Genomic DNA, 20,216 nt, shown 5'->3' with positions numbered 1-20,216 from the left:
CACGCGACACCGGGAGCCGCCACGCCGCGCGTGGTCCGGCTCCCGGCGTCGTCAGCGTCACACCAGGGCGGGCGCCTTCTCGGAGGAGTCGCGCTGCGCCTCCTCGGGAGCCGTGTCACCGTGGTCGTCGACCATCGTGGTCTCGTCGAACGGGTCGTCGCCGGCCAGCACCCGGTCGAGCTGGGCGCGGTCCACACCGCCGGTCCAGTGGCCGATGAGGACGGTGGCCACCGCGTTGCCGGCGAAGTTGGTCAGCGCGCGGCACTCCGACATGAACCGGTCGATGCCGACGATGAGGCCGACGCCGTCCACCAGGTCGGGACGGTGCGAGCTCAGGCCGCCCGCGAGGGTTGCCATCCCCGCGCCGGTGACACCGGCAGCACCCTTGGACGCGATCATCATGAACAGCAGGAGCGAGATCTGCTCCCCGATCGACAGCGGAGACCCCATCGCGGTCGCGATGAAGAGCGAGGCCATCGTCAGGTAGATCGCGGTGCCGTCGAGGTTGAACGAGTAGCCGGTCGGCACCACCACGCCGACGGTCGGCCGGTCGACGCCCGCGTGCTCCATCTTCGCGATCAGGCGGGGCAGCGCGGACTCGGACGACGACGTCGACAGGATCAGCAGGAACTCACGGCCGAGGTAGCGCAGCAGCGAGAAGAGGTTGACGCCCGTCGCGAGCTTCAGGATCGCGCCGAGCAGCACGAACACGAACACCGCGCAAGTCGCGTAGAACCCGATCATCAGCACCGCAAGGCTCTTGAGAGCGTCGAGGCCGGTCTCGCCGACGACGCCGGCGATCGCACCGAACGCACCCACCGGAGCGACCCACATGATCATCGCGAGCACCCGGAACACCAGCCGCTGGAGGTGCCCGACGCCGCGGAGCACCGGCTCGCCCGCCGAGCCCATCGCCTGGAGGGCGAAGCCGACGAGGAGCGCGATCAGCAGGGTCTGCAGGACCTCGCCGGAGGTGAGGGCCGACAGCATCGAGTCGGGCACGATGCCGAGCAGGAAGTCGGTCGTGCTGGCGTGGCCGGTCTCGGCCGCCTGCTCGGCGCCGGCGGACGCCGTCTCCTCGGTGATGTGCAGCCCACCGCCGGGGTTGAGCACGTTGCCGACGACCAGGCCGATCGCGAGCGCCGCGGTCGACATGACCACGAAGTAGAGCATGGCGAGACCGCCGACCTTGCCGACCCGGGCGGCACTGCGCACGGAGCCGACTCCGAGGACGATCGTGCAGAAGATGACCGGCTGGATCATCATCTTGATCAGGGCCACGAATGCCTGGCCCAGCGGCTTGAGCTCGACGGCGAACGACGGCGCCGCCAACCCGACGGCGATGCCGGCGGCGACGGCGACGATGACGGCGACGTAGAGGTAGTGGGTTCGGTCCCGGCGGGCCCGACGGCCCGCTGCTGCGGGTGGGGTGGCGAGCTGGTTGCTCATGGTTGACCTCCTGGGGGTGCCGGCGGTCCCGGCTTTCCCCGACTGTCCCGAGCGGAGTGACCTGCGTCACCGTTGCGTTCGTTGTGTTCGTGACGCCCGCCACATCACCGGCCCCGACCTGCGTGACAATGACGGAGTGCGTCGCCCCCGCTTCCTGACCGACATCTCGGTCGCCCGGCAGGTCCTGCTGCTGCAGGTCGGGGTGGTCGTCGTCCTGGTCGCGACCGCGATCGCGTTGACGGCGTACGACGCGCGCCGGGACGTGCGCGACCACGCCACCGACCGCGCTGTGGCCGTGGCCGAGGCGGTGGCCGACGCCCCCACCGTCCGCGCCGCGGTCCAGTCCCCCGACCCCACCTCGGTCCTCCAGCCGTACGCCGAGCAGGTGCGGGTCGACACCGACACCGACTTCGTCGTGGTGATGGCGCTGGACCGCACGCGCTACACCCATCCCAACCCGGACAACATCGGCAAGCCGTTCGTCGGCGACCTCGGGAGCGCGCCGGAGGGCGAGGTCTTCACGCAGGAGTTCATCGGCACCCTCGGCCCTTCGGTCCGCGCGGTCGTGCCGGTCCGCGACGGTGACGAGGTCGTCGCGCTGGTCTCGGTCGGCATCACGGTCAGCGACCTCAACCGCGAGCTGCGTCGCGACGTGCTGGTGATCCTGCTTTGCGCGGCCGCGGTGCTCGCCGTCGGTCTCGTCGGCGCCGGGCTGGTGAGCCGGCGGCTGCGGCGGATGACGCACGGGATGGGCGAGCGTGAGATCGCGCGGATGTACGAGTACTACTCGGCGGTCCTCCACGCGGTCCGGGAGGGCCTCCTGCTGCTCGGCCCGGACGGTCGCGTCGAGCTCGCGAACGACGAGGCCCGGCGCCTTCTCGAGCTGCCGGACGACGTCGTCGGCCGCCAGGTCGGCGAGCTGGGCCTCGCGCCCGGCCTGGTCGCGGCCGCGCTCGGCCGGACCGCAGAGTCCGACGACCTCTACCTCGCCGGGGACCGGATGCTCGTCGTCTCCACCGCGCCGGCGCGGTGGGACGGCCGCGAGGTGGGCTCGGTGGTGAGCCTGCGCGACCACACCGAGCTGCGCTCGGTGACCGGTGAGCTGGACGTGGTCCGGCGGCTCACGGAGTCGCTCCGCTCGCAGAACCACGAGTCCGCCAACCGGCTCCACACGGTGGTGTCCCTGATCGAGATGGGGCGGCCGGACGAGGCCGTGGACTTCGCCACCGAGGAGCTCCAGGTCGCCCAGCTGCTGGCCGACCGGGTGGTCGGCGCGGTGGACGACCCGGTGGTGGCCGCGCTGCTGCTCGGCAAGTCGGCGGAGGCGACCGAGCGTGGCATCGACCTCGCGATCACCGGCAGCGTCGCCGACACCGGCGAGGTCCCGCGCCGGGACGTCGTGACGGTGCTCGGCAACCTCGTCGACAACGCGTTCGACGCGGTCGCCGACGCCGAGGAGCGCCGGGTGACCGTGCACCTGGAGCGGGACGGGCAGTCGCTGGTCATCACGGTCGACGACAGCGGCCCGGGCCTCGACGACGAGGACGCCGCCCGGGTGCTCGAGCGCGGGTGGACGACCAAGGCCGCGCCCGGCACGGGCCGCGGGCTCGGGCTTGCGCTCGTCGTACAGGTCGCGCGGCGGCACCGCGGCGACGTGACCGTCGGCCGGTCCGCGCTCGGCGGGGCGCGGTTCACGGTGACGCTGCGGCCCCAGGAGCCGTCGTGACGGCGCGGGTGCTCGTCGTGGAGGACGAGGTGCGGGTGGCCGAGGCGCATGCGTCGTACGTCGCCCGCGTGCTCGGCTTCGAGGTCGCCGGCGTCGCGCACTCGGTGGCCGACACCATGCGGCTCCTCGACGCGGAACGGGGCCGCGGTCGCCCGGTCGACCTGCTGCTGCTCGACATGAACCTCCCCGACGGCCACGGCCTCGGGCTGCTCAATGGCGTGCGCGCCGCCGGTCACCTCTGCGACGTGATCGCGGTGACCGCGGCCCGCGACACCGACGTGGTGCGGCACGCCGTCGCCCAGGGGGTGGTCCTCTACCTGCTGAAGCCGTTCACGTTCGCGACGTTCCGCTCCAAGCTCGAGCAGTACGCCGCCTACCGGGAGCAGTTCGCGGCCACGCCGCGGGAGGTCGTCCAGGACGAGGTCGACCGGCTGCTCGGCTCGCTCCGGCCCACCGGCACAGCGCCGCTGCCGAAGGGGATGAGCGCCGAGACCCTGCGCGACGTCACCACTGCCGTGCGCGACGCGGCGGAGGGCATGTCCGCCAGCGAGGCGGCGACAGCGGTCGGGATCTCCCGGGTCACCGCCCGGCGCTACCTCGAGCACCTCGCCGGCGTCGGCCTCGCCGAGCGGCAGCCGAGGTACGGCGGAGGCGGCGGCCGCCCCGAGGTCGCCTACCACTGGCGCTGACCCACACAGGCCAGCCAGCCGTTATCCACAGGCCGGGTCGGAGGGTCTCCCGTACGTCGGTCGAGAGGGACACGATGACGCCATGACGAAACCTTCTCGGGAGCCTCACTTCCCCGTCCTCACGACCGATGCCGACGTCACCACGATGTGGCGGACCATCATCGAGCCCCTCGGCTGGCACACCCGCCGGATGTACTTCGTGCTCGTCGACCCCGACGGCCGTCCGCACCCCAACGTCGTCGAGCTCGACGAGATGCCCACCGCCTTCGGCGCTGACGACGCGGCCCGCTTCGTCGAGCTCCTCGCGATGCTCGTCAGCGGTCTCGGCGGCGACGCGTGCAGCGTGGCGCTGATGCTCGCGCGGCCCGGTGGTGGCGGACTGTCCGAGGACGACCGCGGGATGTGCCGCGAGCTCTATGCCGCGGCCCGGGCCGCCGACGTGCGCCTGGAGCTGCTCCATGTCGCCACCGACACCGCGATCATCCCCGCGCCGATGGACGAGATCCTCCCCCGCACGCGATCCGCCTGAGCGATGCGGCGGGCGGAAACTCGGTCGACAGCCTGGCTGCCGGCGGACCAGGGTGGTGGACCGTGACCAGCAGCAAGGTGTGGAGCGCCGCGACCGCGGCGCGCTACGACGAGGAGGACGCGGCGATGTTCGCGCCCGAGGTGCTCGCGCCGACGGTGGACCTGCTCGCGGAGCTCGCGGGCGACGGACCGGCGCTGGAGCTGGCGATCGGGACCGGCCGGGTCGGCGTACCGCTGCGGGAGCGCGGGGTGCCCGTCACCGGGATCGAGCTGTCCGCGCCGATGGCGGAGCGGCTGCGCGCCAAGGTCGACGAGGCCCGGCTCCCGGTGACGATCGGCGACATGGCGACGACTGTCGTCGACGGTGCCGGTTCGTTCTCGCTCGTCTACCTCGTCTACAACACGATCTCGAACCTCCTCACCCAGGACGAGCAGGTCGCGTGCTTCGTCAACGCCGCGCGACACCTAGCTCCCGGCGGCAGGTTCCTGGTCGAGGTCGGGGTTCCCCCGCTCCGGCGGCTCCCACCGACGCAGGGAGCCGTCCCGTTCGACGTCTCAGACGCCCACGTCGGGTTCGACACGTTCGACCTCGCCACGCAGCGGTCGACGTCCCATCACTTCACCCGCACCGCGGACGGGACCTGGCGGCGCGACGCCGGCGACTTCCGGTACGCCTGGCCGGCCGAGCTCGACCTGATGGCGCGGATCGCCGGCATGGAGCCGGAGGCGCGCTACGCCGACTGGGACCGCAGCCCCTTCACCGGCGAGAGCACGAAGCACGTGTCGGTCTGGCGCAAGTCCGCCTGACGACCGCGGGCGGACCTCAGGCCAGCTCGAGCCCGGGGTAGAGCGGGTGCTTGTCGAGCATCTCGACCGAGGCGTCCTTGACCTTGTCGGCCACACCCTCCGCCAGGACGTACGACGCCTTGGACGGATCGCCCGCCTTGGTCGTGCCGGGGGTGGTGTTCTGCAGGACGTGGACGATCAGCTCGGCGACCCGGTCGAACTCGTCGTGCCCGAAGCCGCGGGTGGTCAGCGCCGGGGTGCCGAGCCGGATGCCAGAGGTGTACCAGGCGCCGTTCGGGTCGGCCGGGACCGAGTTGCGGTTGGTGACGACGCCGGCGTCGAGGAGAGCCGACTCCGCCTGGCGGCCGGTCAGCCCGAACGACGTCACGTCGAGCAGCACGATGTGGTTGTCGGTGCCGCCGGTGACGAGCTTGCCGCCGCGGCTGAGGAAGCCCTCGGCCAGCGACTTGGCGTTGTCGGCGATCTGCTGGGCGTAGGTCTGGAACTCCGCGGTCCGCGCCTCGGCGAACGCCACCGCCTTCGCCGCCATCACGTGCGAGAGCGGACCACCGAGGACCATCGGGCAGCCGCGGTCGACGCTCGGGGCGTACTCCTCGGTCGCGAGGATGAAACCGCCGCGCGGGCCGCGCAGCGACTTGTGGGACGTGCTGGTGACCACGTGGGCGTGCGGGACCGGGTCCTCGTCGCCGGTGAACACCTTGCCCGCCACCAGGCCGGCGAAGTGCGCCATGTCGACCATCAGGGTCGCGCCCACCTCGTCGGCGATCTCGCGCATCTTGGCGAAGTTCACGCGCCGCGGGTAGGCGGAGTAGCCCGCCACCAGGATCAGCGGCTTGAACTCCTTGGCCTTCGCGCGGAGGGCGTCGTAGTCGAGCAGCCCGGTCTCCGGGTCGGTGCCGTACTGCTGCTGGTGGAACATCTTGCCGCTGATGTTCGGGCGGAAGCCGTGGGTGAGATGGCCGCCGGAGTCCAGGCTCATGCCGAGCAGGCGCTGGTTGCCGAGCTCGTGGCGCAGCTTCTCCCAGTCGGCGTCGCTCAGGTCGTTCATGTTCTTGACGCCGGCGTTCTGCAGCCACGGCCCCTCGACCCGGTGGGCCAGGATCGCCCAGTAGGCGGTGAGGTTGGCATCGATGCCGGAGTGCGGCTGGACGTAGGCGTACTCCGCCCCGAACAGCTCGCGGGCGTGCTCGGCGGCGAGCGCCTCGACGGTGTCGACGTTCTGGCAGCCCGCGTAGAAGCGGTGGCCGACCGTGCCCTCGGCGTACTTGTCGCTGAACCAGGTTCCCATGGTCAACAGCACGGCCGGGGACGCGTAGTTCTCGCTCGCGATGAGCTTCAGAGACGCCCGCTGGTCGGCGAGCTCCTGGCGGGTGGCGTCGGCGATCCGCGGCTCGACAGAGGCGATCACGTCCAGCGCCTGCTGGTACGCACTGCTGACGAGGCTGCTGGAGTTGGGGTTGACCGGGCTCATGCGGAAGATCGTAGGGGGGACGGGCGTTCCGATCACTGTGACCCCGTTCGTAGCCGCCCGCACTGCGTGTGACGTGCGTCGCAACAACGGCGTTCACGCGGCGGAAGGCGGAGATCACCGTCCGCATCGCGAGACGTCCGTCCACATCATGAGATCCCGATTTGTGGAAGCTCCGTCCGCGGACTGAGACTGGTTGACATGGTCTCTGCTGCAACGCACAAGTTCCTCGTGGTACGCCGCCACGTGGACCTCGGGCGTACCCGCAGCATGATGTGTTGGCCCCGCTGATCCGCATCGCTCCCAGACCTCAGCCGCGCGTTGTACGCGCCCATCAGCGAAGGACCTTCGTAGAACCATGGCCGACCTGCGCTTCGACTCCCAGCCGCCGAAGTTCACCGACGTCCCGCGTCCCCGCCGTGCCGAGGGCCAGTGGTCCTTCGGCTACCGCGAGCCGCTGAACAAGAACGAGGAGAGCAAGAAGAACGACGACCCGCTCAACGTGCGGGACCGGATCCTCTACGTCTACTCCAAGCGCGGCTTCGACTCGATCGACCCCGCCGACCTCCGCGGCCGGTTCCGCTGGATGGGTCTCTACACCCAGCGCAAGCCCGGCATCGACGGCGGCAAGACGGCCTCCCTCGAGGAGGAGGAGCTGGACGACCGCTACTTCATGCTGCGGGTCCGCACCGACGGCAAGCTGCTCTCCCCCGCCGCGGTCCGCGCGCTCGGCGAGATCGGCGTCGACTTCGCCCGGGACACCGCCGACGTCACCGACCGCGAGAACATCCAGTACCACTGGATCGAGATCGAGAACGTCCCGGCGATCTGGGACCGTCTCGACGCCGTCGGGCTCCACTCGATGGAGGCCTGCGGCGACTCGCCGCGGCCGTTCCTCGGCTCGCCGGTCGCCGGCGTCGCCGCCGACGAGATCATCGACGGCACGTCGGCCCTGGAGGAGATCGAGCGCCGCTACATCGGCCACAAGGACTTCTCGAACCTCCCCCGCAAGTTCAAGACCGCACTCACCGGTCACCCGAGCCACGACGTCTCGCCCGAGACCAACGACGTGTCGTTCGTCGGCACGGTCCACCCCGAGCACGGCCCCGGCTTCGACGTGTGGGTCGGTGGCGGGCTGTCGACCAACCCGATGCTCGCCCAGAAGCTCGGCGTCTGGATCCCGCTCGACGAGGTCCCGGACGTGTGGTCCGGTGTCGCCGGCATCTTCCGCGACTACGGCTACCGCCGGCTGCGCTCGCGCGCCCGGCTCAAGTTCCTCGTCGCCGACTGGGGCGTGGAGAAGTTCCGGGAGGTGCTCGAGAACGAGTACCTCGGCAAGAAGCTCGTCTCCAACCCGTCCCCGGAGTCGCCGGTCGGCCACCGCGACCACATCGGCGTGCACCCCCAGAAGGACGGCAAGTTCTACGTCGGCATCGCGCCGACCGTTGGCCGCGTCTCCGGCAGCCTGCTGGTCCAGCTGGCCGACCTGCTCGAGGAGTACGGCGTCGCCGGGGCCCGCCTGACGCCGTACCAGAAGATCGTGCTCATCGGCGTCGACGCCGACCAGGTCGACGGCCTCGTCGCGCGCCTCGATGAGATCGGGCTCTCCGCCCGGCCCTCCAACTGGCGGCGCAACACGATGGCCTGCACCGGGATCGAGTTCTGCAAGCTGGCGATCGTCGACACCAAGGACCGCGCCCGCGACCTGGTCGACGAGCTCGAGCGCCGCTTCCCCGAGCTCGACACCCCCATCACCGTCAACGTGAACGGCTGCCCCAACGCCTGCGCCCGCACCCAGGTCGCCGACTTCGGCCTCAAGGGCCAGCTCGTCCTCGACGACGACGGCAAGCAGGTCGAGGGCTTCCAGGTGCACCTAGGCGGCGCGACCGGGCTGGGCGCCAACTTCGGCCGCAAGCTGCGCGCCCACAAGGTCACCAGCGTCGCGCTCGACGACTACGTCAGCAGCGTGGTCAGCAACTACCTCGCCGACCGCAAGGACGACGAGCGGTTCGCCGACTGGGTCGCCCGCGCCGACGAGGAGCTGCTCCGCGGCGACAAGACGCTGGAGTCCGTCCAATGAATCACCCCACCCGATTCTTCGCCTCCTCCGCTTCGCTCCCCCAGCGAACAATCGTGCGGGGACCCCGATGACGGAGCGCGCAGTGCCGTTCCACTGCCCCTTCTGCGGCGAGGGCGACCTCTACCCGCACGGGGCGACCCACGGCGCCTGGGAGTGCCGGTCGTGCCTGCGCGCTTTCTCGTTGAAGATGCTCGGTCTCGTGCGGCCGGGAGGTGAGCCGCGATGAGCGTGTCCACCGCCAAGGCCCGCCTCGCCCGCGGTGCCCACACCGACGGCCGCTCGCCCGAGGAGCTGCGCGAGATCGTGTCCCATTGGGGCGCGGAGCTCGAGCTGGCTCCCGCGGAGGTGATCATCGAGTGGGCCGCCGCCACCTTCGGCGACCGGTTCTGCGTGACGTCGTCGATGGGTGACGCCGTCCTCGCGCACATCGCGTCCAAGGTCGTGCCCGGCATCGACGTCGTGTTCCTCGACACCGGCTACCACTTCGCCGAGACAATCGGCACCGCCGACGCCGTGCGCCACACACTGCCCGTCAACCTGCTCACCATCACGCCTGTGCAGAGCGTGGCCGAGCAGGATGCCGAGTACGGCAAGGACCTCTACAAGCGCGATCCCGACCTGTGCTGCAAGCTGCGCAAGATGCAGCCGCTGCAGGACTCCCTGGCCGAGTACGACGCCTGGGCCACCGGTCTGCGACGCGCGGAGACCCACAACCGGGTGATCGCACCCGTGATCGGCTGGGACGCCAAGAAGGGCAAGGTCAAGGTGTCCCCGCTCGCCCGTTGGACGGACGAGCAGGTCGAGCGCTACATCGCGGACAACGGCGTCCTCGTGAACCCCCTGGTGTACGACGGCTATCCCTCGATCGGGTGCTGGCCGTGCACGCGCCGAGTAGCCCCGGGCGAGGACCCTCGCAGTGGGCGCTGGGCCGGCACCAACAAGACCGAGTGCGGGATCCACTCGTGAGCACATCCCCCCGTGACTCATCCACTTTCCCCTGCACCACATGAGAGGAGACAGCTCCTGATGGCCGCTCCTGCACTGGTGGCCCTGGCTCACGGCAGCCGGGACCCACGCTCCGCCGCGACGGTGACCGCCCTTGTCGACGAGGTCAAGGCGCTCCGCCCCGACCTCCGCATCGAGAAGGCGTTCCTCGAGCTCGCCAAGCCGGGCTTCCAGACCGTCGTCGACAAGCTGGTCCGTGCGGGCCACGACGAGATCGTCGTCGTACCCCTTCTGCTCAACGAGGCCTTCCACGCGAAGGTCGACGTGCCCGAGGTGATCGCCGAGGCGACCGCCCGTCACCCCGGTCTCCAGATCCGGACGACCGACGTGCTCGGGCTCGAGACCCGGTTCCTCGAGGTCCTCGACGAGCGGATGCGTGCCGCGCTCAAGGACGCCCGTGTCCGCGAGCTCGACGCGCTGGTGCTCGCCGCCGCCGGCTCGTCGGACCCGCTGGCCAACCAGGCCGTCGCCCGGCTGGCGCGGCTCTGGGGCGCCCACCACAAGCTGCCGGTGACGGCCGCCTACGCCGCGGCCGCTCCGCCGGCCACCGGTGAGGCGGTGCGGGCATTCCGCGCCGAGGGACGCCGGCACATCGCGGTCGCGTCGCTCTTCCTCGCGCCGGGCAGCCTGCTCGACCGCGCGACCGAGCTCGCGTTCGAGGCCGGCGCCGTCGCCGTCTCCGAGCCGCTCGGCGCACACCCGGAGATCGCCCGCACCGTGCTCGCGCGCTACGCGGTCGGCGCCGTGGAGCTCGTCCCCGTCTGACCCCAACCCAACCCGGTCAGCCGACCAGGCGACCGAACAGGTGCTCCAGCTCCCGGGCCGGATCCGCGGTGACACCACCGTGGACCGGGCCGGGCTGGAGCACCGTTGATTTCGGCGCCTTCAGGAAGCCGAAGCGCTGGGTCAGCGGCTGGCCGGACAGCGCTCCCCCGCGCTCGTCGCCCGCGCACACCCCGTCGACGAACGCGAGCGCGTCGCACACCCGCTCGACGTCGAGCAACGGGTCGACCGCCCGCAACCGGTCGGCGTCGCAGTGCCAGGTCACGTCTAGGAAGTCGGCTGCCTGGCAGTAGACCACGACGCCGACGTTGACGAACTCCTCCCGATCGACGCGCGGCACGCAGCGCAGCACGACGTACTGGTAGGGCATCGAGGTGCTCACGCGGCACCAGCCACCGGCAGCCACTGACGGGTCGCGAGCCGGGCCGCGAGGAAGGCGACGTACGACGCGCGGAGCTGGTCGGGTGTCTCGGCGCCCGGCACGGGCTCGAGCCAGGCGTCCGGGACCTGCGCCACCACGTCGGTGAGGTCGGACGCGGAGAGGAGACCCGCGATCTCGGCGTCGGCGGCCGGGAGCCCGTGCCGGTAGCTGCCGAGCACGTGGTCGGAGCTGTCCCACGGCTGGCGGGCGAAGCGCTCCGGGTCGGTCACGCCGCCGCTCCAGGCGTGGTGGAAGTAGAGCGCCGCCCCGTGGTCGATGACCCAGAGGTCGTCGTGCCACAGCAGCAGGTTGGGGTTGCGCCACGAGCGGTCGACGTTCGCGCAGAACGCGTCCAGCCAGAGGACCCGGGCGGCGATGTCGGCGTGGGGGGCGAGGTCGCCGTCGTACCCGAACGCGCCGGGGAGGAAGTCGATGCCGAGGTTGAGCCCGACGCTCGCGCGGAGCAGGTCCTGCACCTCCTCGTCGGCCTCGTAGCGCGCGAGGTCGGCGCCGAGGTCGAGGACCACCTGGCGCGGCGTCCGGAGCCCGATCCGCTCGGCGAGACCGGCGACGATCACCTCGGCGACCAGGACCCGCACGCCCTGGCCGGCGCCGCGGAACTTGCAGACGTAGGTGCCGAGGTCGTCGGCCTCGACCACGCCCGGGAGGCTGCCGCCCTCGCGGAGGGGGGTGACGTAGCGGGTCACCGTGACGGTCGGCAGGCTCACCGGAGCGGGTCCTCCTCGGTCAGCCGGCGCTTCTCCTCGGCGACGTCGAAGTCCGCCTTGGGCCACTGCGGGCCCATGTCCTCGAGCGCGGCGAGCAGCAGGCTTCCGATCGCGAGATTGCGGTACCACTTCCGGTCGGCCGGGACCACGTGCCATGGCGCCGCCCCGGTGTTGGTGCGCTCGATCGCGAGCTCGTAGGCCTCCTGGTACACCGGCCACTGCGACCGCTCGTCGATGTCGCCGGGGTTGTACTTCCAGTGCTTGTTCGGATGGTTGAGACGGGCGAGCAAGCGCTCCTTCTGCTCGGCGGGCGAGATGTGGAGCATGCACTTCACGATCGTGGTGCCGCCCTCCACGAGGTCTGCCTCGAAGGCGTTGATCGCGTCGTAGCGCCGCTCGATCTCCTCCGGCGGCGCCAGCGACCGGACCCGGGCGATGAGGACGTCCTCGTAGTGCGACCGGTCGAAGACACCGACGTATCCGGCCTCGGGCAGCGCCTTCGCAATCCGCCAAAGGAAGTCGTGCGCGCGCTCCTCCTCTGTCGGAGCCTTGAACGAGGTGATCCGCACGCCCTGCGGGTCCATCAGGCCGACCGTCGAGCGCAGGGTCCCGCCCTTGCCCGAGGTGTCCATGCCCTGGAGGACGAGCAGCAGGTTCCGGCTCCCTCCGGACCGGCCCTCGGCGAACAGCCGCTCCTGCAGGTCGGCGAGCGGGTCACCCATCCCGAGCAGGACCACCTCGCCGTCCTTCTTGGCGCCGGTGAACCCGGGTGTCGCATCGGTGGTGATGGACGCGAGGTCGACCGGCCCGGCCGGCACGCGCAGCGAGGCAGCCATCGCCACGTAGTCGATCATGGACGCAATCCAAGCACCGATGCCGCGGCCAGGGTGTGACCGACGAGTGTCGCCACGGTGCCGTCGCGCTGCGGCTCGTCGAACCAGGTGCCCTCGACGAAGCCCGCCTTCACGAGCAGGCGGCGCGAGGCCGTGTTGCGGTGGTCGGGCGCGGCGAAGTACGTCGTCGCGTCCGGGTAGCCGGCATGCGCGACGGCGTACCAGCGCTGCAGCATGCGCAGCCCGACGCCGCGCCCCAGCCACGCGACCTCCCCGATCGCGTAGTCCACCCCGATCGCATCGGGGTCCGGGGTGAGCACGGCGAACTCCGGGTGGTCGCTGATGCGGTAGTCCTGCAGGAAGCCCACCGAGCGACCGTGGGCCTCCACCACGAACATCCGGGTCGCTCCCCGGCCGTCGACGCGGGGACCGTAGCGAGCCTCGATCAGGGCGAGGGTGGCCGCCTCCGTGCTCGGGAACCACCGCGCGACGTGCGGCGCGGTCCGCCAGCGCAGCAGGTCGGGGAAGTCGGCCCGGGTCATCGGCCGGAGGCCGACGGCCGGCAGGTCGACGTCCGGCTCCATCGTCGGCCGCTCAGTGCGCCAGCCCGCCGCGGCGGTCGACCAGGGGCGGGGTGGCCGACCAGGGGAAGTCGATCCACCGCTCGGTGCGGCGCCAGGCGTACTCGGCCTTGATCACGCTCCAGGGCTTCTCGTAGATCACGGCCGTGCGCGCCTCGGCGACGTGGTCGGCGACGAAGTCGCGGACCACCTCGAGCGTCTTGCCGGTGTCGGCGACGTCGTCGGCGATGAGGACCTTCATCCCGGTCAGGTCGATGACGGCAGGGGTCGGCGGAAGCATGATGGGTACGTCGAGCCGCTCGTCGACCCCGGTGTAGAACTCGACGTTGACGGCGCTGAGGTTCTTCACGTCGAGCGCGTAGCCCAGCCCCATCGCCAGCCCGAGTCCACCGCGGGCGACGGCGAGCACGATGTCGGGCTCGTAGCCGTCGTCGACCACCTGCTGCGCGAGCTCGCGCACCGCGGTGCCGAACTGGGCGTAGGTGAGGATCTCGCGTGCCGCGGCGTCGTCGCTCGTCACGCGGGCCATTCTGCCCCGGCTGTCCAGAGGGGCTAGTCGACCGAGACCTCGCGCCCCGCCTCGGCGAGCTCGTCCTTGACGATCGCGTAAGCGAGGCCGGCGGAGTAGCCCTTCCGGGCGAGCATGCCGACGAGGCGGCGCGCGGCGACGGTGTCGTCGACCCCGCGGAGCCCGCGGAGCTTCTTGCGGACCAGCTGGCGGGCCGCCTGGTCCTCCGAAGCCGGGTCGACCTCGGCGAGGACCTCCCGCGCGGTCTCGTCGTCGACGCCCTTGCGCCGCAGCTCCTGGGCCAGCGCGCGCCGGGCCAGCCCGCGGGTGCGCTGCCGACTGTCGACCCAGGACCGGGCGAACGCCTCGTCGTCGACAAGCCCCACCTCCTCGAACCGGTCGAGCAGCCGGCCCGCCACGTCGTCAGGGACGTTGCGACGGGCCAGCCGCTCGGCGAGCTCGTGTCGGCTCCGGGCCTGACCGGTCAGCTGGTCGAGCAGGATCTTCCGCGCGACCGACTCGTGGTCAGGCTCGGGCCCGAGGTCCCGCTCGTCGTCGATCGACACAGTTCACCCCTCCGGGTGGTTGAGGTGCGAGCTTGCGAGCCTCGAACCCTCAGAAGCTGTCCACGCCGATGGGCTCGTCAGGGAGGTTCGAGAACTCGGCCTCGTCGACGACCTGCGGACCGACGCCGAGCTTCTCGAGGATCTTCTTCTCCAGCTCGTTGGCGAGGTCGGGGTTGTCGACCAGGAACTGGCGGGCGTTCTCCTTGCCCTGGCCGAGCTGGTCGCCCTCGTAGGTGTACCAAGACCCGGCCTTGCGGACCAGGCCGGCCTCGACGCCCACGTCGATCAGGCCGCCCTCGCGGCTGATGCCCTTGCCGTACATGATGTCGAAGTCGGCCTGCTTGAACGGCGGGGCCACCTTGTTCTTCACGACCTTGATCCGGGTCCGGTTGCCGACCGAGTCCGTGCCGTCCTTGAGCGTCTCGACCCGGCGCACGTCGAGCCGGACCGAGGAGTAGAACTTCAGCGCGCGGCCACCGGTCGTCGTCTCGGGCGAGCCGAACATCACGCCGATCTTCTCGCGCAGCTGGTTGATGAAGATCGCGGTGGTGCCGGAGTTGTTGAGGGCACCGGTCATCTTGCGCAGCGCCTGGCTCATCAGCCGGGCCTGGAGGCCGACGTGGCTGTCACCCATCTCCCCCTCGATCTCGGCCCGGGGCACGAGCGCGGCCACGGAGTCGATGACGATCAGGGACAGCGCGCCCGACCGGATCAGCATGTCGGCGATCTCGAGCGCCTGCTCACCGGAGTCCGGCTGGGAGACGAGGAGCGCGTCGGTGTCGACGCCGAGGGCCTGGGCGTAGTCGGGGTCGAGCGCGTGCTCGGCGTCGATGAACGCCACGATGCCGCCGCCCGCCTGGGCGCTGGCCACGGCGTGCAGCGCGACCGTCGTCTTTCCGCTGCTCTCCGGGCCGAAGATCTCGACCACCCGGCCGCGGGGAAGGCCGCCGATCCCGAGGGCGACGTCGAGGGCGATCGACCCGGTGGGGATCACCTCGAGCGGGGCGCGCGTCTCGTCGCCGAGGCGCATGACCGAGCCCTTGCCATAGGCCTTCTCGATGTTGAGCAGCGCCGTGTCGAGCGCCTTGAGGCGGTCATCCGCCATGTCCTCACGTCCTTCGTCTGGTGGTCGGGCCAGGTACATCTGCGACGCTAGGGCGAGGGTCCGACACAGCCTGATCAGCCGCGTCCGAGTTGGGGAGAACCCGCCGGTGCGTCGTACCTGTGGACAACAGGTGGCTCGCACCACTCGTCGCCGTAACGGAGAACCTAGCCGAACACCTGTTCGAAGGTGTTCAGGGCGTGCGGCGTGTCGCGGTGTCGATCTGTGCTCGCGCAGCCGCACCGGCGACGCCGAACGCCAGGGCGAGGGTGACCAGCGCCAGCACCGGGTAGCCGGCCAGGCCGACGATCAGGCCGGCCAGGGCGCCGGCTGACGCTGCAGTGACGCCCATGACCAGGTCGGAGGTCCCCTGGACGTCGGTGCGCGACTCGAGCGGGGCGTGCTCCGCGACCATCGTCGACGCCGACACCATCGCCAGCGACCAGCCGACGCCCAGCAGGAACAGCCCGGCCGTCACCTGCCACGACATCCCCTCCGGCGCCGAGGCGCACAGGAGCAGTGCCATCACGAGCACCATGCCGCCGGACCCGAGCACGATCGGACGGCCGAACCGGTCGGCGAGCATGCCGACGAGCGGCGAGAACGCGAACATCCCGAGGACGTGGACGCTGATCACCAGGCCGATGACGTCGAGCTCGGCGCCGCCGTGCTCCATGTGGAGCGGCGTCATCACCATGACGCTGATCATCGTGGCGTGGGCCAGCGCCAGTCCCCCGATGGCGAGGCCGAGGATCGGCCGCTCGCGCACCGCCTGCCACGCCCGGGAGGCGGACGACCCGGCCGCGACGTGACCGACCTCCACGTCACGCGCGCGCTCCCGGGCGAGGAGCAGCGGGTCGGGTCGCAGCATCACGAAGGCCACCAGGGCGGCGGCGAGCATGCCGAAGGCACCGATCGCGAACGGACCGGTGAGCTCCGGGATGTTGACGGCGTCGGCGAACGCGCCCGCCGGGCCGGTGAGGTTCGGACCGAGGACGGCACCGATCGTCGTCGCCCAGACGACCAGCGAGAGCGACCGGCCGCGATTGCTGTCGTCGGCGAGGTCCGTGGCGGCGAACCGCGCGGCGCTGTTGGCCGAGGTGCCGGCGCCGATCAGGACGGCGCCGACGAGGAGGAGCGGCATCGACTCGACGATCCCCGAGAGCACCGCGAGGCCGCCGCCGGCCGCGCCGAGGAGGTAGCCGGTCACCAGACCGACCCGGCGCCCGCGCCGCCCCATCACCGCGGCGAGCAGGAACGAGATGACCGCAGCGCCGAGGACCTGGGCGGTCTGCGCCAGCCCCGAGAGCGCCTCGGACCCGGAGAGGTCACGGGCCAGCAGGGAAGCCGTGGCGATCCCGATCGTGATCCCGAGCGCGCCGACCGCCTGGGTCAGCACGAGCACCCGGACCGTACGGCGCTGCAGGTCCGCCGCCGGCTCCTGCACCACCGGCGTGGGCGCCGGCGTGGTCATCGCTCGCTCGCCGGCAGGCCGAGGCTCTGCCAGACAGCGGCCCAGACCTGCTTCGGCGGGACCCCGGCGTCCAGGGCCTCGATCGCCGTGCGGTGGCCGAGCTCGCCGAGCACCTGCTGCTCGGCCCACGTCCGGGAATAGGCCCGCCCCAGGTGCTGGTCGAGTCGGGCCCAGAACTCGGTGTGCCTCACCCTGACGACTCCGCCGCGACCCAGCGGACGTCCCACAGGTGGTGGACCACGTCGTGGAGGTGGTAGCGACCGAGCGACTCGACGGTGAAGACGCTGCCGTTGCTGCGCGTGCCGCGACGCTCCCAGTCGTCACCCGCCACGCTGTCGTACGCCGCCGCGACCTCCTCCGCCGCGGCCAGCAGCTCCGGGGCCACCTGGGCGGGCTGCTGCAGGTCGTAGCGCTCGGCGATCGCGGTCTCGTCCTGGTCCCAGTTGGCGAAGGTCGGATCGTCCTCGGCGAGCATCAGGGCGACCCGCCCGGAGAACATCCGGTGCACGTCGCGGACGTGCGCGGCGTACTCCGTCGGCGACCACACCGTCGGCGACCACACCGTCGGCTCCGGTCGCCGGGTGGCCTCCGGGTGGGCGAGCACCTGCTGCCACGACGTCGCGTTCTCCAGGATCAGCGGACCGAGGTCCGCGCGGTCGACCGCGCTCACGTCGACCCCGCACTCCGGGCAGGGGCGGTCGAGGACCCAGGTCCAGTCCTTGCTGTCGGGCACGATGTCTCCGGGGGAACTCACGCACGCATCCTCCCAAGCCGGACCAACAGCCGCGACCGAAATCCGCCCACCGAGGCTCGATCTACCGCCAAAGTCCGGCCGCACGGTCCGGGAACGAGAAGCCCCCTATTCCCATTTCAGCGCCGATTGTGGGAATAGTCGGTACGCTGTTCCCATGGCCCGCCCATCGCCGCCCGGGGCCGGCGTCCCCGTCCCGGCCAGCACCTCCGCGAGGGTGTCGTGGCAGCAGACCCGCAAGGGCGGCACCATCGACGACCGTCGGCTGCGCGAGATCACCGTCTCCGTCCCGGCCGACATCGCGGAGATCGTGCCGATGATCCCCGCGGCGATCGTCGCGCTGTCGGAGGAAGCCGTCCGCGCGATGGCGGCGCTCGACGCGACCCATGGTGAGCACCTCCGTCCGCTCGCCACGCTGCTCCTGCGAGCCGAGTCGATCGCCTCCTCCAAGATCGAGCACGAGGAGGCGAGCATCGATGACTACGTGCGAGCGCTCCACGGCAGCCGCGCCAACCCGTCGGCCCTCGCGATGGCCCGCGCGACGGGCGCCCTCGACCGGCTCACGGTCGGCACCGTCACCGAGCAGGTGATCCTCGACGCCCACCGCAGGCTGATGGAGCACGACCCGGTCGACGCGCCGTACGCCGGACGGTGGCGGACCATGCAGAACTGGATCGGCGGGTCCGACCACTCGCCGCGCGGCGCGATCTACGTCCCCCCACCGGCCGACCAGGTTCCGGGGAAGATGGCCGACCTGGTCAGGTTCTGCAGCCGGGTCGACCTCCCCGCCGTCGCCCAGGCCGCGATCGCGCACGCGCAGCTCGAGGCGATCCACCCGTTCACCGACGGCAACGGGCGGATCGGACGCGCGCTCGCAGCCGGGCTCCTGCGGCAGCGCGGCATCACCCGACAGGTGACGGTGCCGGTAGCGGCGGCTCTCGCCGCCCGCCGCAGCGAGTACTTCGACGCCCTGAACCGCTACCACGCGGGAGACGCCGCAGCGATCGTGGAGGTGTATGCGTCCTCGGCGACGATCGCCGCGACCGAGTCGCAGACGACCGCCCAGCGGCTGCGCGAGATGCCCGACCGGTGGCGCGAGGCGCTGGGTGGGCCCAGGGCCGGGACCGCGCTGGCGGTCGTGGTCGACCGGCTCGCGCAGGACCCGGTCGCCAGCCCGGAGGACCTCGAGCGCCAGCTCCGGATGCCGTCGACGACGGTCTACCGGGCCCTCGAGCGGCTGCAGGACGCCGGCATCATCCGTCCCCTGACCGACCGCAGACGCAACCAGGTGTGGGGCGTCGGCGACGTGCTCGACGAGCTCGCCGACCTGGCGGTGCGCGTCGAGGCGCGGGTCCGCGGCAGCGAGTCGACGTAGCCCCAGGACCCCGGGGACCTACGATGGCGGCGATCGCCATGCCCCCACCTGACCCGCAGCCACGCGACCGCAAGCTGCTGCTCGTCGTCGACGCCCCGTCGCTCCTGCACCGCCACCACCACGCCCGGGCGCACACGCGGATCACCGACCGCTCCGGCCGCCCCGCCTGGGCCCTGCACGGCATGCTGCGCCAGATCATCGAGGCGATCGAAGGGTTCGCCCCGGACGCGGTGGTCTTCGGGCTCGACGACCGCACGGCATCGGTCCGCAGGGACGCCTACCCCGACTACAAGGCCGGTCGCAGCCAGAAGGACACGCAGCTCGTCGACCAGCTCGACCGGGCCGGCGCGCTGCTCGACGCCCTCGGCCTGGCCACGGTCACTCCCCCGGGTCTCGAGGCCGACGACGTCAACGCCTCGGGCGCCGCCTGGGCGCGCGCCAACGACTGGAACTGCGTGATCATCACGTCCGACCGTGACGCGTTCGCCCACATCAGCGACCACACCCGGGTGCTGCGGCTGATCGACGGCGGCATCAACGGGTCACCGCTGCTCACCCCGAAGAGGCTGCACGCGATGTACGGCGTCGCGGCCGAGCGCTACCTCGAGTTCGCCGCGCTGCGGGGTGATGCGAGCGACAACCTGCCCGGCGTCCCGGGGATCGGCGAGAAGACCGCCGCCATCCTCCTCCAGCACGCGGGTCCGATGCAGACGGTCTGGGCCGACATCGACCACAACGACGGGCACGCGCTGGTCGCGGCGCTGGACTCGTGGGCGGAGGAGACCGGCTCCCGCCGGGTGGGCGCGACCGTCGTACGCCGGCTCCGGGCGCCGGGCGCGCGCGAGCGCTACGACTTCAACGTGCGGATCATGTCGGGGCGGGAGGACCTGGACCTCGGGCTCACCCCCGACGTGCCCGGCAGCCCGGGATTGCTCCCGCTCGACCTCGACCGGGTCAGCAACGTCGTCGGGTTCCTCAACGTCGAGGCGACCACCGCCCTCGCCGTCCGCGTCCTCAGCACCGATCCGGCCTCGGCGTCATGGTCCTGACTCGCCGCTGCCGGTTGGACGGGCAGGCGGTTGTCACCGCGAAGGTTCAGCCGAACCAGGGAGGGACCGACGTCTGGCCGGCCTGGTTGCGGCCCCAGCAGATGAGATCGCCGCTGGCGCGCAGCCCGCAGGTGTGGTTGGCGCCGGCCTCGACGGACCTGAACCTGCCGGTCGGTGGAGATGCCTTGCCCCAGGAGTTCGCGCCCCAGCACTCGATCGTGCTGTCAGTGGCCAGGCCACAGGCGTGGTTGGCACCAGCGGTGATGCTGGTGAACGTGCCGGTCGGCACGTCG

Annotated in this window: 23 protein-coding genes; 10 read left to right on the top strand and 13 right to left on the bottom strand. The window is 71.5% G+C overall.

The genetic code is table 11. The features are described from left to right. Positions 1-57: 57 nt before the first annotated feature. Complete coding sequence (locus F0U47_RS14285) at positions 58-1,449, bottom strand: cation:dicarboxylate symporter family transporter (RefSeq protein WP_149751136.1); 1,392 nt, start codon at positions 1,447-1,449, stop codon at positions 58-60. 136 nt (positions 1,450-1,585) lie between these two features. Between F0U47_RS14285 and F0U47_RS14280 the strand changes: the two genes are divergently transcribed. The 4 genes from F0U47_RS14280 (at position 1,586) to F0U47_RS14265 (ending at position 5,199) form a co-directional block, all read left to right on the top strand. Continuing rightward, positions 1,586-3,175, top strand: a complete 1,590-nt coding sequence (locus F0U47_RS14280; protein WP_246159632.1) for a sensor histidine kinase — start codon at positions 1,586-1,588, stop codon at positions 3,173-3,175. After that, complete coding sequence (locus tag F0U47_RS14275) at positions 3,172-3,864, top strand: response regulator (RefSeq protein WP_149751134.1); 693 nt, start codon at positions 3,172-3,174, stop codon at positions 3,862-3,864. The genes F0U47_RS14280 and F0U47_RS14275 overlap by 4 nt, the downstream gene beginning before the upstream one ends. 82 nt (positions 3,865-3,946) lie before the next feature. Further along, on the top strand, positions 3,947-4,393 hold the full coding sequence (locus tag F0U47_RS14270; RefSeq protein ID WP_149751133.1) for a hypothetical protein: 447 nt from the start codon (positions 3,947-3,949) through the stop codon (positions 4,391-4,393). Between the two features lie 62 nt (positions 4,394-4,455). Then, on the top strand, positions 4,456-5,199 hold the full coding sequence (locus tag F0U47_RS14265; protein ID WP_149751132.1) for a class I SAM-dependent DNA methyltransferase: 744 nt from the start codon (positions 4,456-4,458) through the stop codon (positions 5,197-5,199). Between the two features lie 16 nt (positions 5,200-5,215). Here F0U47_RS14265 and F0U47_RS14260 read toward each other — a convergent pair whose 3' ends face one another. Continuing rightward, entirely contained in the window at positions 5,216-6,670 is a 1,455-nt protein-coding gene (locus F0U47_RS14260) for a glycine hydroxymethyltransferase (protein ID WP_149751131.1), read from the bottom strand. A 355-nt stretch (positions 6,671-7,025) separates the two neighbouring features. On the opposite strand from F0U47_RS14260, the gene F0U47_RS14255 reads away from it, so the two are divergent. The 4 genes from F0U47_RS14255 to F0U47_RS14245 all read left to right on the top strand — a co-directional run bounded on the left by F0U47_RS14255 (position 7,026) and on the right by F0U47_RS14245 (position 10,517). Next, on the top strand, positions 7,026-8,747 hold the full coding sequence (locus F0U47_RS14255) for a nitrite/sulfite reductase (RefSeq protein WP_149751130.1): 1,722 nt from the start codon (positions 7,026-7,028) through the stop codon (positions 8,745-8,747). 67 nt (positions 8,748-8,814) lie between these two features. Beyond that, on the top strand, positions 8,815-8,973 hold the full coding sequence (locus tag F0U47_RS21270; protein ID WP_188111360.1) for a hypothetical protein: 159 nt from the start codon (positions 8,815-8,817) through the stop codon (positions 8,971-8,973). Beyond that, complete coding sequence (locus tag F0U47_RS14250; protein WP_149751129.1) at positions 8,970-9,713, top strand: phosphoadenylyl-sulfate reductase; 744 nt, start codon at positions 8,970-8,972, stop codon at positions 9,711-9,713. The genes F0U47_RS21270 and F0U47_RS14250 overlap by 4 nt, the downstream gene beginning before the upstream one ends. 60 nt (positions 9,714-9,773) lie before the next feature. Then, positions 9,774-10,517, top strand: a complete 744-nt coding sequence (locus tag F0U47_RS14245) for a sirohydrochlorin chelatase (protein ID WP_149751128.1) — start codon at positions 9,774-9,776, stop codon at positions 10,515-10,517. Positions 10,518-10,533: 16 nt separating this feature from the next. On the opposite strand, the gene F0U47_RS14240 is transcribed toward F0U47_RS14245, so the two are convergent. The 10 genes from F0U47_RS14240 to F0U47_RS14195 all read right to left on the bottom strand — a co-directional run bounded on the left by F0U47_RS14240 (position 10,534) and on the right by F0U47_RS14195 (position 17,502). Then, the gene (locus tag F0U47_RS14240) at positions 10,534-10,917 is read right to left on the bottom strand and encodes a DUF3037 domain-containing protein (protein ID WP_246159631.1); all 384 of its coding nucleotides are present in this window, start codon (positions 10,915-10,917) and stop codon (positions 10,534-10,536) included. After that, positions 10,914-11,684, bottom strand: coding sequence for a HipA family kinase (locus F0U47_RS14235; protein ID WP_149751127.1), 771 nt, complete (start codon positions 11,682-11,684; stop codon positions 10,914-10,916). Before F0U47_RS14235 ends, F0U47_RS14240 begins: the two co-directional genes overlap by 4 nt. Continuing rightward, positions 11,681-12,538 (bottom strand): polyphosphate kinase 2 family protein, encoded by an 858-nt coding sequence (locus F0U47_RS14230; RefSeq protein WP_223162777.1) that lies wholly within the window; start codon positions 12,536-12,538, stop codon positions 11,681-11,683. Before F0U47_RS14230 ends, F0U47_RS14235 begins: the two co-directional genes overlap by 4 nt. After that, a complete protein-coding gene (locus F0U47_RS14225; protein ID WP_149751126.1) occupies positions 12,535-13,101 on the bottom strand; it encodes a GNAT family N-acetyltransferase in 567 nt (188 codons plus the stop codon). Before F0U47_RS14225 ends, F0U47_RS14230 begins: the two co-directional genes overlap by 4 nt. Positions 13,102-13,111: 10 nt before the next feature. After that, positions 13,112-13,618, bottom strand: a complete 507-nt coding sequence (locus F0U47_RS14220) for a phosphoribosyltransferase (RefSeq protein WP_246159630.1) — start codon at positions 13,616-13,618, stop codon at positions 13,112-13,114. A gap of 32 nt (positions 13,619-13,650) precedes the next feature. Then, positions 13,651-14,172: a regulatory protein RecX gene (locus F0U47_RS14215; RefSeq protein WP_149751124.1), complete on the bottom strand. Its 522-nt coding sequence runs from the start codon at positions 14,170-14,172 to the stop codon at positions 13,651-13,653. A gap of 49 nt (positions 14,173-14,221) precedes the next feature. Further along, positions 14,222-15,277: a recombinase RecA gene (gene recA / locus F0U47_RS14210; protein ID WP_149751123.1), complete on the bottom strand. Its 1,056-nt coding sequence runs from the start codon at positions 15,275-15,277 to the stop codon at positions 14,222-14,224. A 190-nt stretch (positions 15,278-15,467) separates the two neighbouring features. Continuing rightward, on the bottom strand, positions 15,468-16,748 hold the full coding sequence (locus F0U47_RS14205) for an MFS transporter (protein ID WP_149751122.1): 1,281 nt from the start codon (positions 16,746-16,748) through the stop codon (positions 15,468-15,470). Further along, on the bottom strand, positions 16,745-16,939 hold the full coding sequence (locus F0U47_RS14200; protein ID WP_149751121.1) for a DUF3046 domain-containing protein: 195 nt from the start codon (positions 16,937-16,939) through the stop codon (positions 16,745-16,747). The genes F0U47_RS14205 and F0U47_RS14200 overlap by 4 nt, the downstream gene beginning before the upstream one ends. Next, the gene (locus F0U47_RS14195) at positions 16,936-17,502 is read right to left on the bottom strand and encodes a DinB family protein (RefSeq protein WP_149751120.1); all 567 of its coding nucleotides are present in this window, start codon (positions 17,500-17,502) and stop codon (positions 16,936-16,938) included. The genes F0U47_RS14200 and F0U47_RS14195 overlap by 4 nt, the downstream gene beginning before the upstream one ends. Before the next feature lie 154 nt (positions 17,503-17,656). Here F0U47_RS14195 and F0U47_RS14190 point away from each other — a divergent pair, with 154 nt between their 5' ends. Together F0U47_RS14190 and F0U47_RS14185 are read left to right on the top strand one after the other, a co-directional pair. Beyond that, positions 17,657-18,874, top strand: coding sequence for a Fic family protein (locus F0U47_RS14190; RefSeq protein ID WP_149751119.1), 1,218 nt, complete (start codon positions 17,657-17,659; stop codon positions 18,872-18,874). A 38-nt stretch (positions 18,875-18,912) separates the two neighbouring features. Next, positions 18,913-19,923 (top strand): 5'-3' exonuclease, encoded by a 1,011-nt coding sequence (locus F0U47_RS14185; RefSeq protein WP_149751118.1) that lies wholly within the window; start codon positions 18,913-18,915, stop codon positions 19,921-19,923. Between the two features lie 46 nt (positions 19,924-19,969). Here F0U47_RS14185 and F0U47_RS22130 read toward each other — a convergent pair whose 3' ends face one another. Then, positions 19,970-20,212 carry an RCC1 domain-containing protein gene (locus F0U47_RS22130; RefSeq protein ID WP_368666144.1) on the bottom strand — a complete coding sequence of 81 codons (243 nt, stop codon included), beginning with the start codon at positions 20,210-20,212 and terminating at the stop codon, positions 19,970-19,972. Between the last annotated feature and the right edge of the window lie 4 nt (positions 20,213-20,216).

The organism is Nocardioides antri, assembly GCF_008373765.1.
Lineage (GTDB): Bacteria > Actinomycetota > Actinomycetes > Propionibacteriales > Nocardioidaceae > Nocardioides > Nocardioides antri.
Note: the sequence above shows the minus strand (reverse complement) of the source record. Positions and strands in the feature narration are given on the sequence as shown.

Coding starts and splice junctions, on each gene's coding strand:
- F0U47_RS14285 (WP_149751136.1), bottom strand. CDS start 1,449: ATGAGCAACCAGCTCGCCACCCCACCCGCAGCAGCGGGCCGTCGGGCC.
- F0U47_RS14270 (WP_149751133.1), top strand. CDS start 3,947: ATGACGAAACCTTCTCGGGAGCCTCACTTCCCCGTCCTCACGACCGAT.
- F0U47_RS14260 (WP_149751131.1), bottom strand. CDS start 6,670: ATGAGCCCGGTCAACCCCAACTCCAGCAGCCTCGTCAGCAGTGCGTAC.
- F0U47_RS14255 (WP_149751130.1), top strand. CDS start 7,026: ATGGCCGACCTGCGCTTCGACTCCCAGCCGCCGAAGTTCACCGACGTC.
- F0U47_RS21270 (WP_188111360.1), top strand. CDS start 8,815: ATGACGGAGCGCGCAGTGCCGTTCCACTGCCCCTTCTGCGGCGAGGGC.
- F0U47_RS14250 (WP_149751129.1), top strand. CDS start 8,970: ATGAGCGTGTCCACCGCCAAGGCCCGCCTCGCCCGCGGTGCCCACACC.
- F0U47_RS14245 (WP_149751128.1), top strand. CDS start 9,774: ATGGCCGCTCCTGCACTGGTGGCCCTGGCTCACGGCAGCCGGGACCCA.
- F0U47_RS14230 (WP_223162777.1), bottom strand. CDS start 12,538: ATGATCGACTACGTGGCGATGGCTGCCTCGCTGCGCGTGCCGGCCGGG.
- F0U47_RS14225 (WP_149751126.1), bottom strand. CDS start 13,101: ATGGAGCCGGACGTCGACCTGCCGGCCGTCGGCCTCCGGCCGATGACC.
- recA (WP_149751123.1), bottom strand. CDS start 15,277: ATGGCGGATGACCGCCTCAAGGCGCTCGACACGGCGCTGCTCAACATC.
- F0U47_RS14205 (WP_149751122.1), bottom strand. CDS start 16,748: ATGACCACGCCGGCGCCCACGCCGGTGGTGCAGGAGCCGGCGGCGGAC.
- F0U47_RS14190 (WP_149751119.1), top strand. CDS start 17,657: ATGGCCCGCCCATCGCCGCCCGGGGCCGGCGTCCCCGTCCCGGCCAGC.
- F0U47_RS14185 (WP_149751118.1), top strand. CDS start 18,913: ATGCCCCCACCTGACCCGCAGCCACGCGACCGCAAGCTGCTGCTCGTC.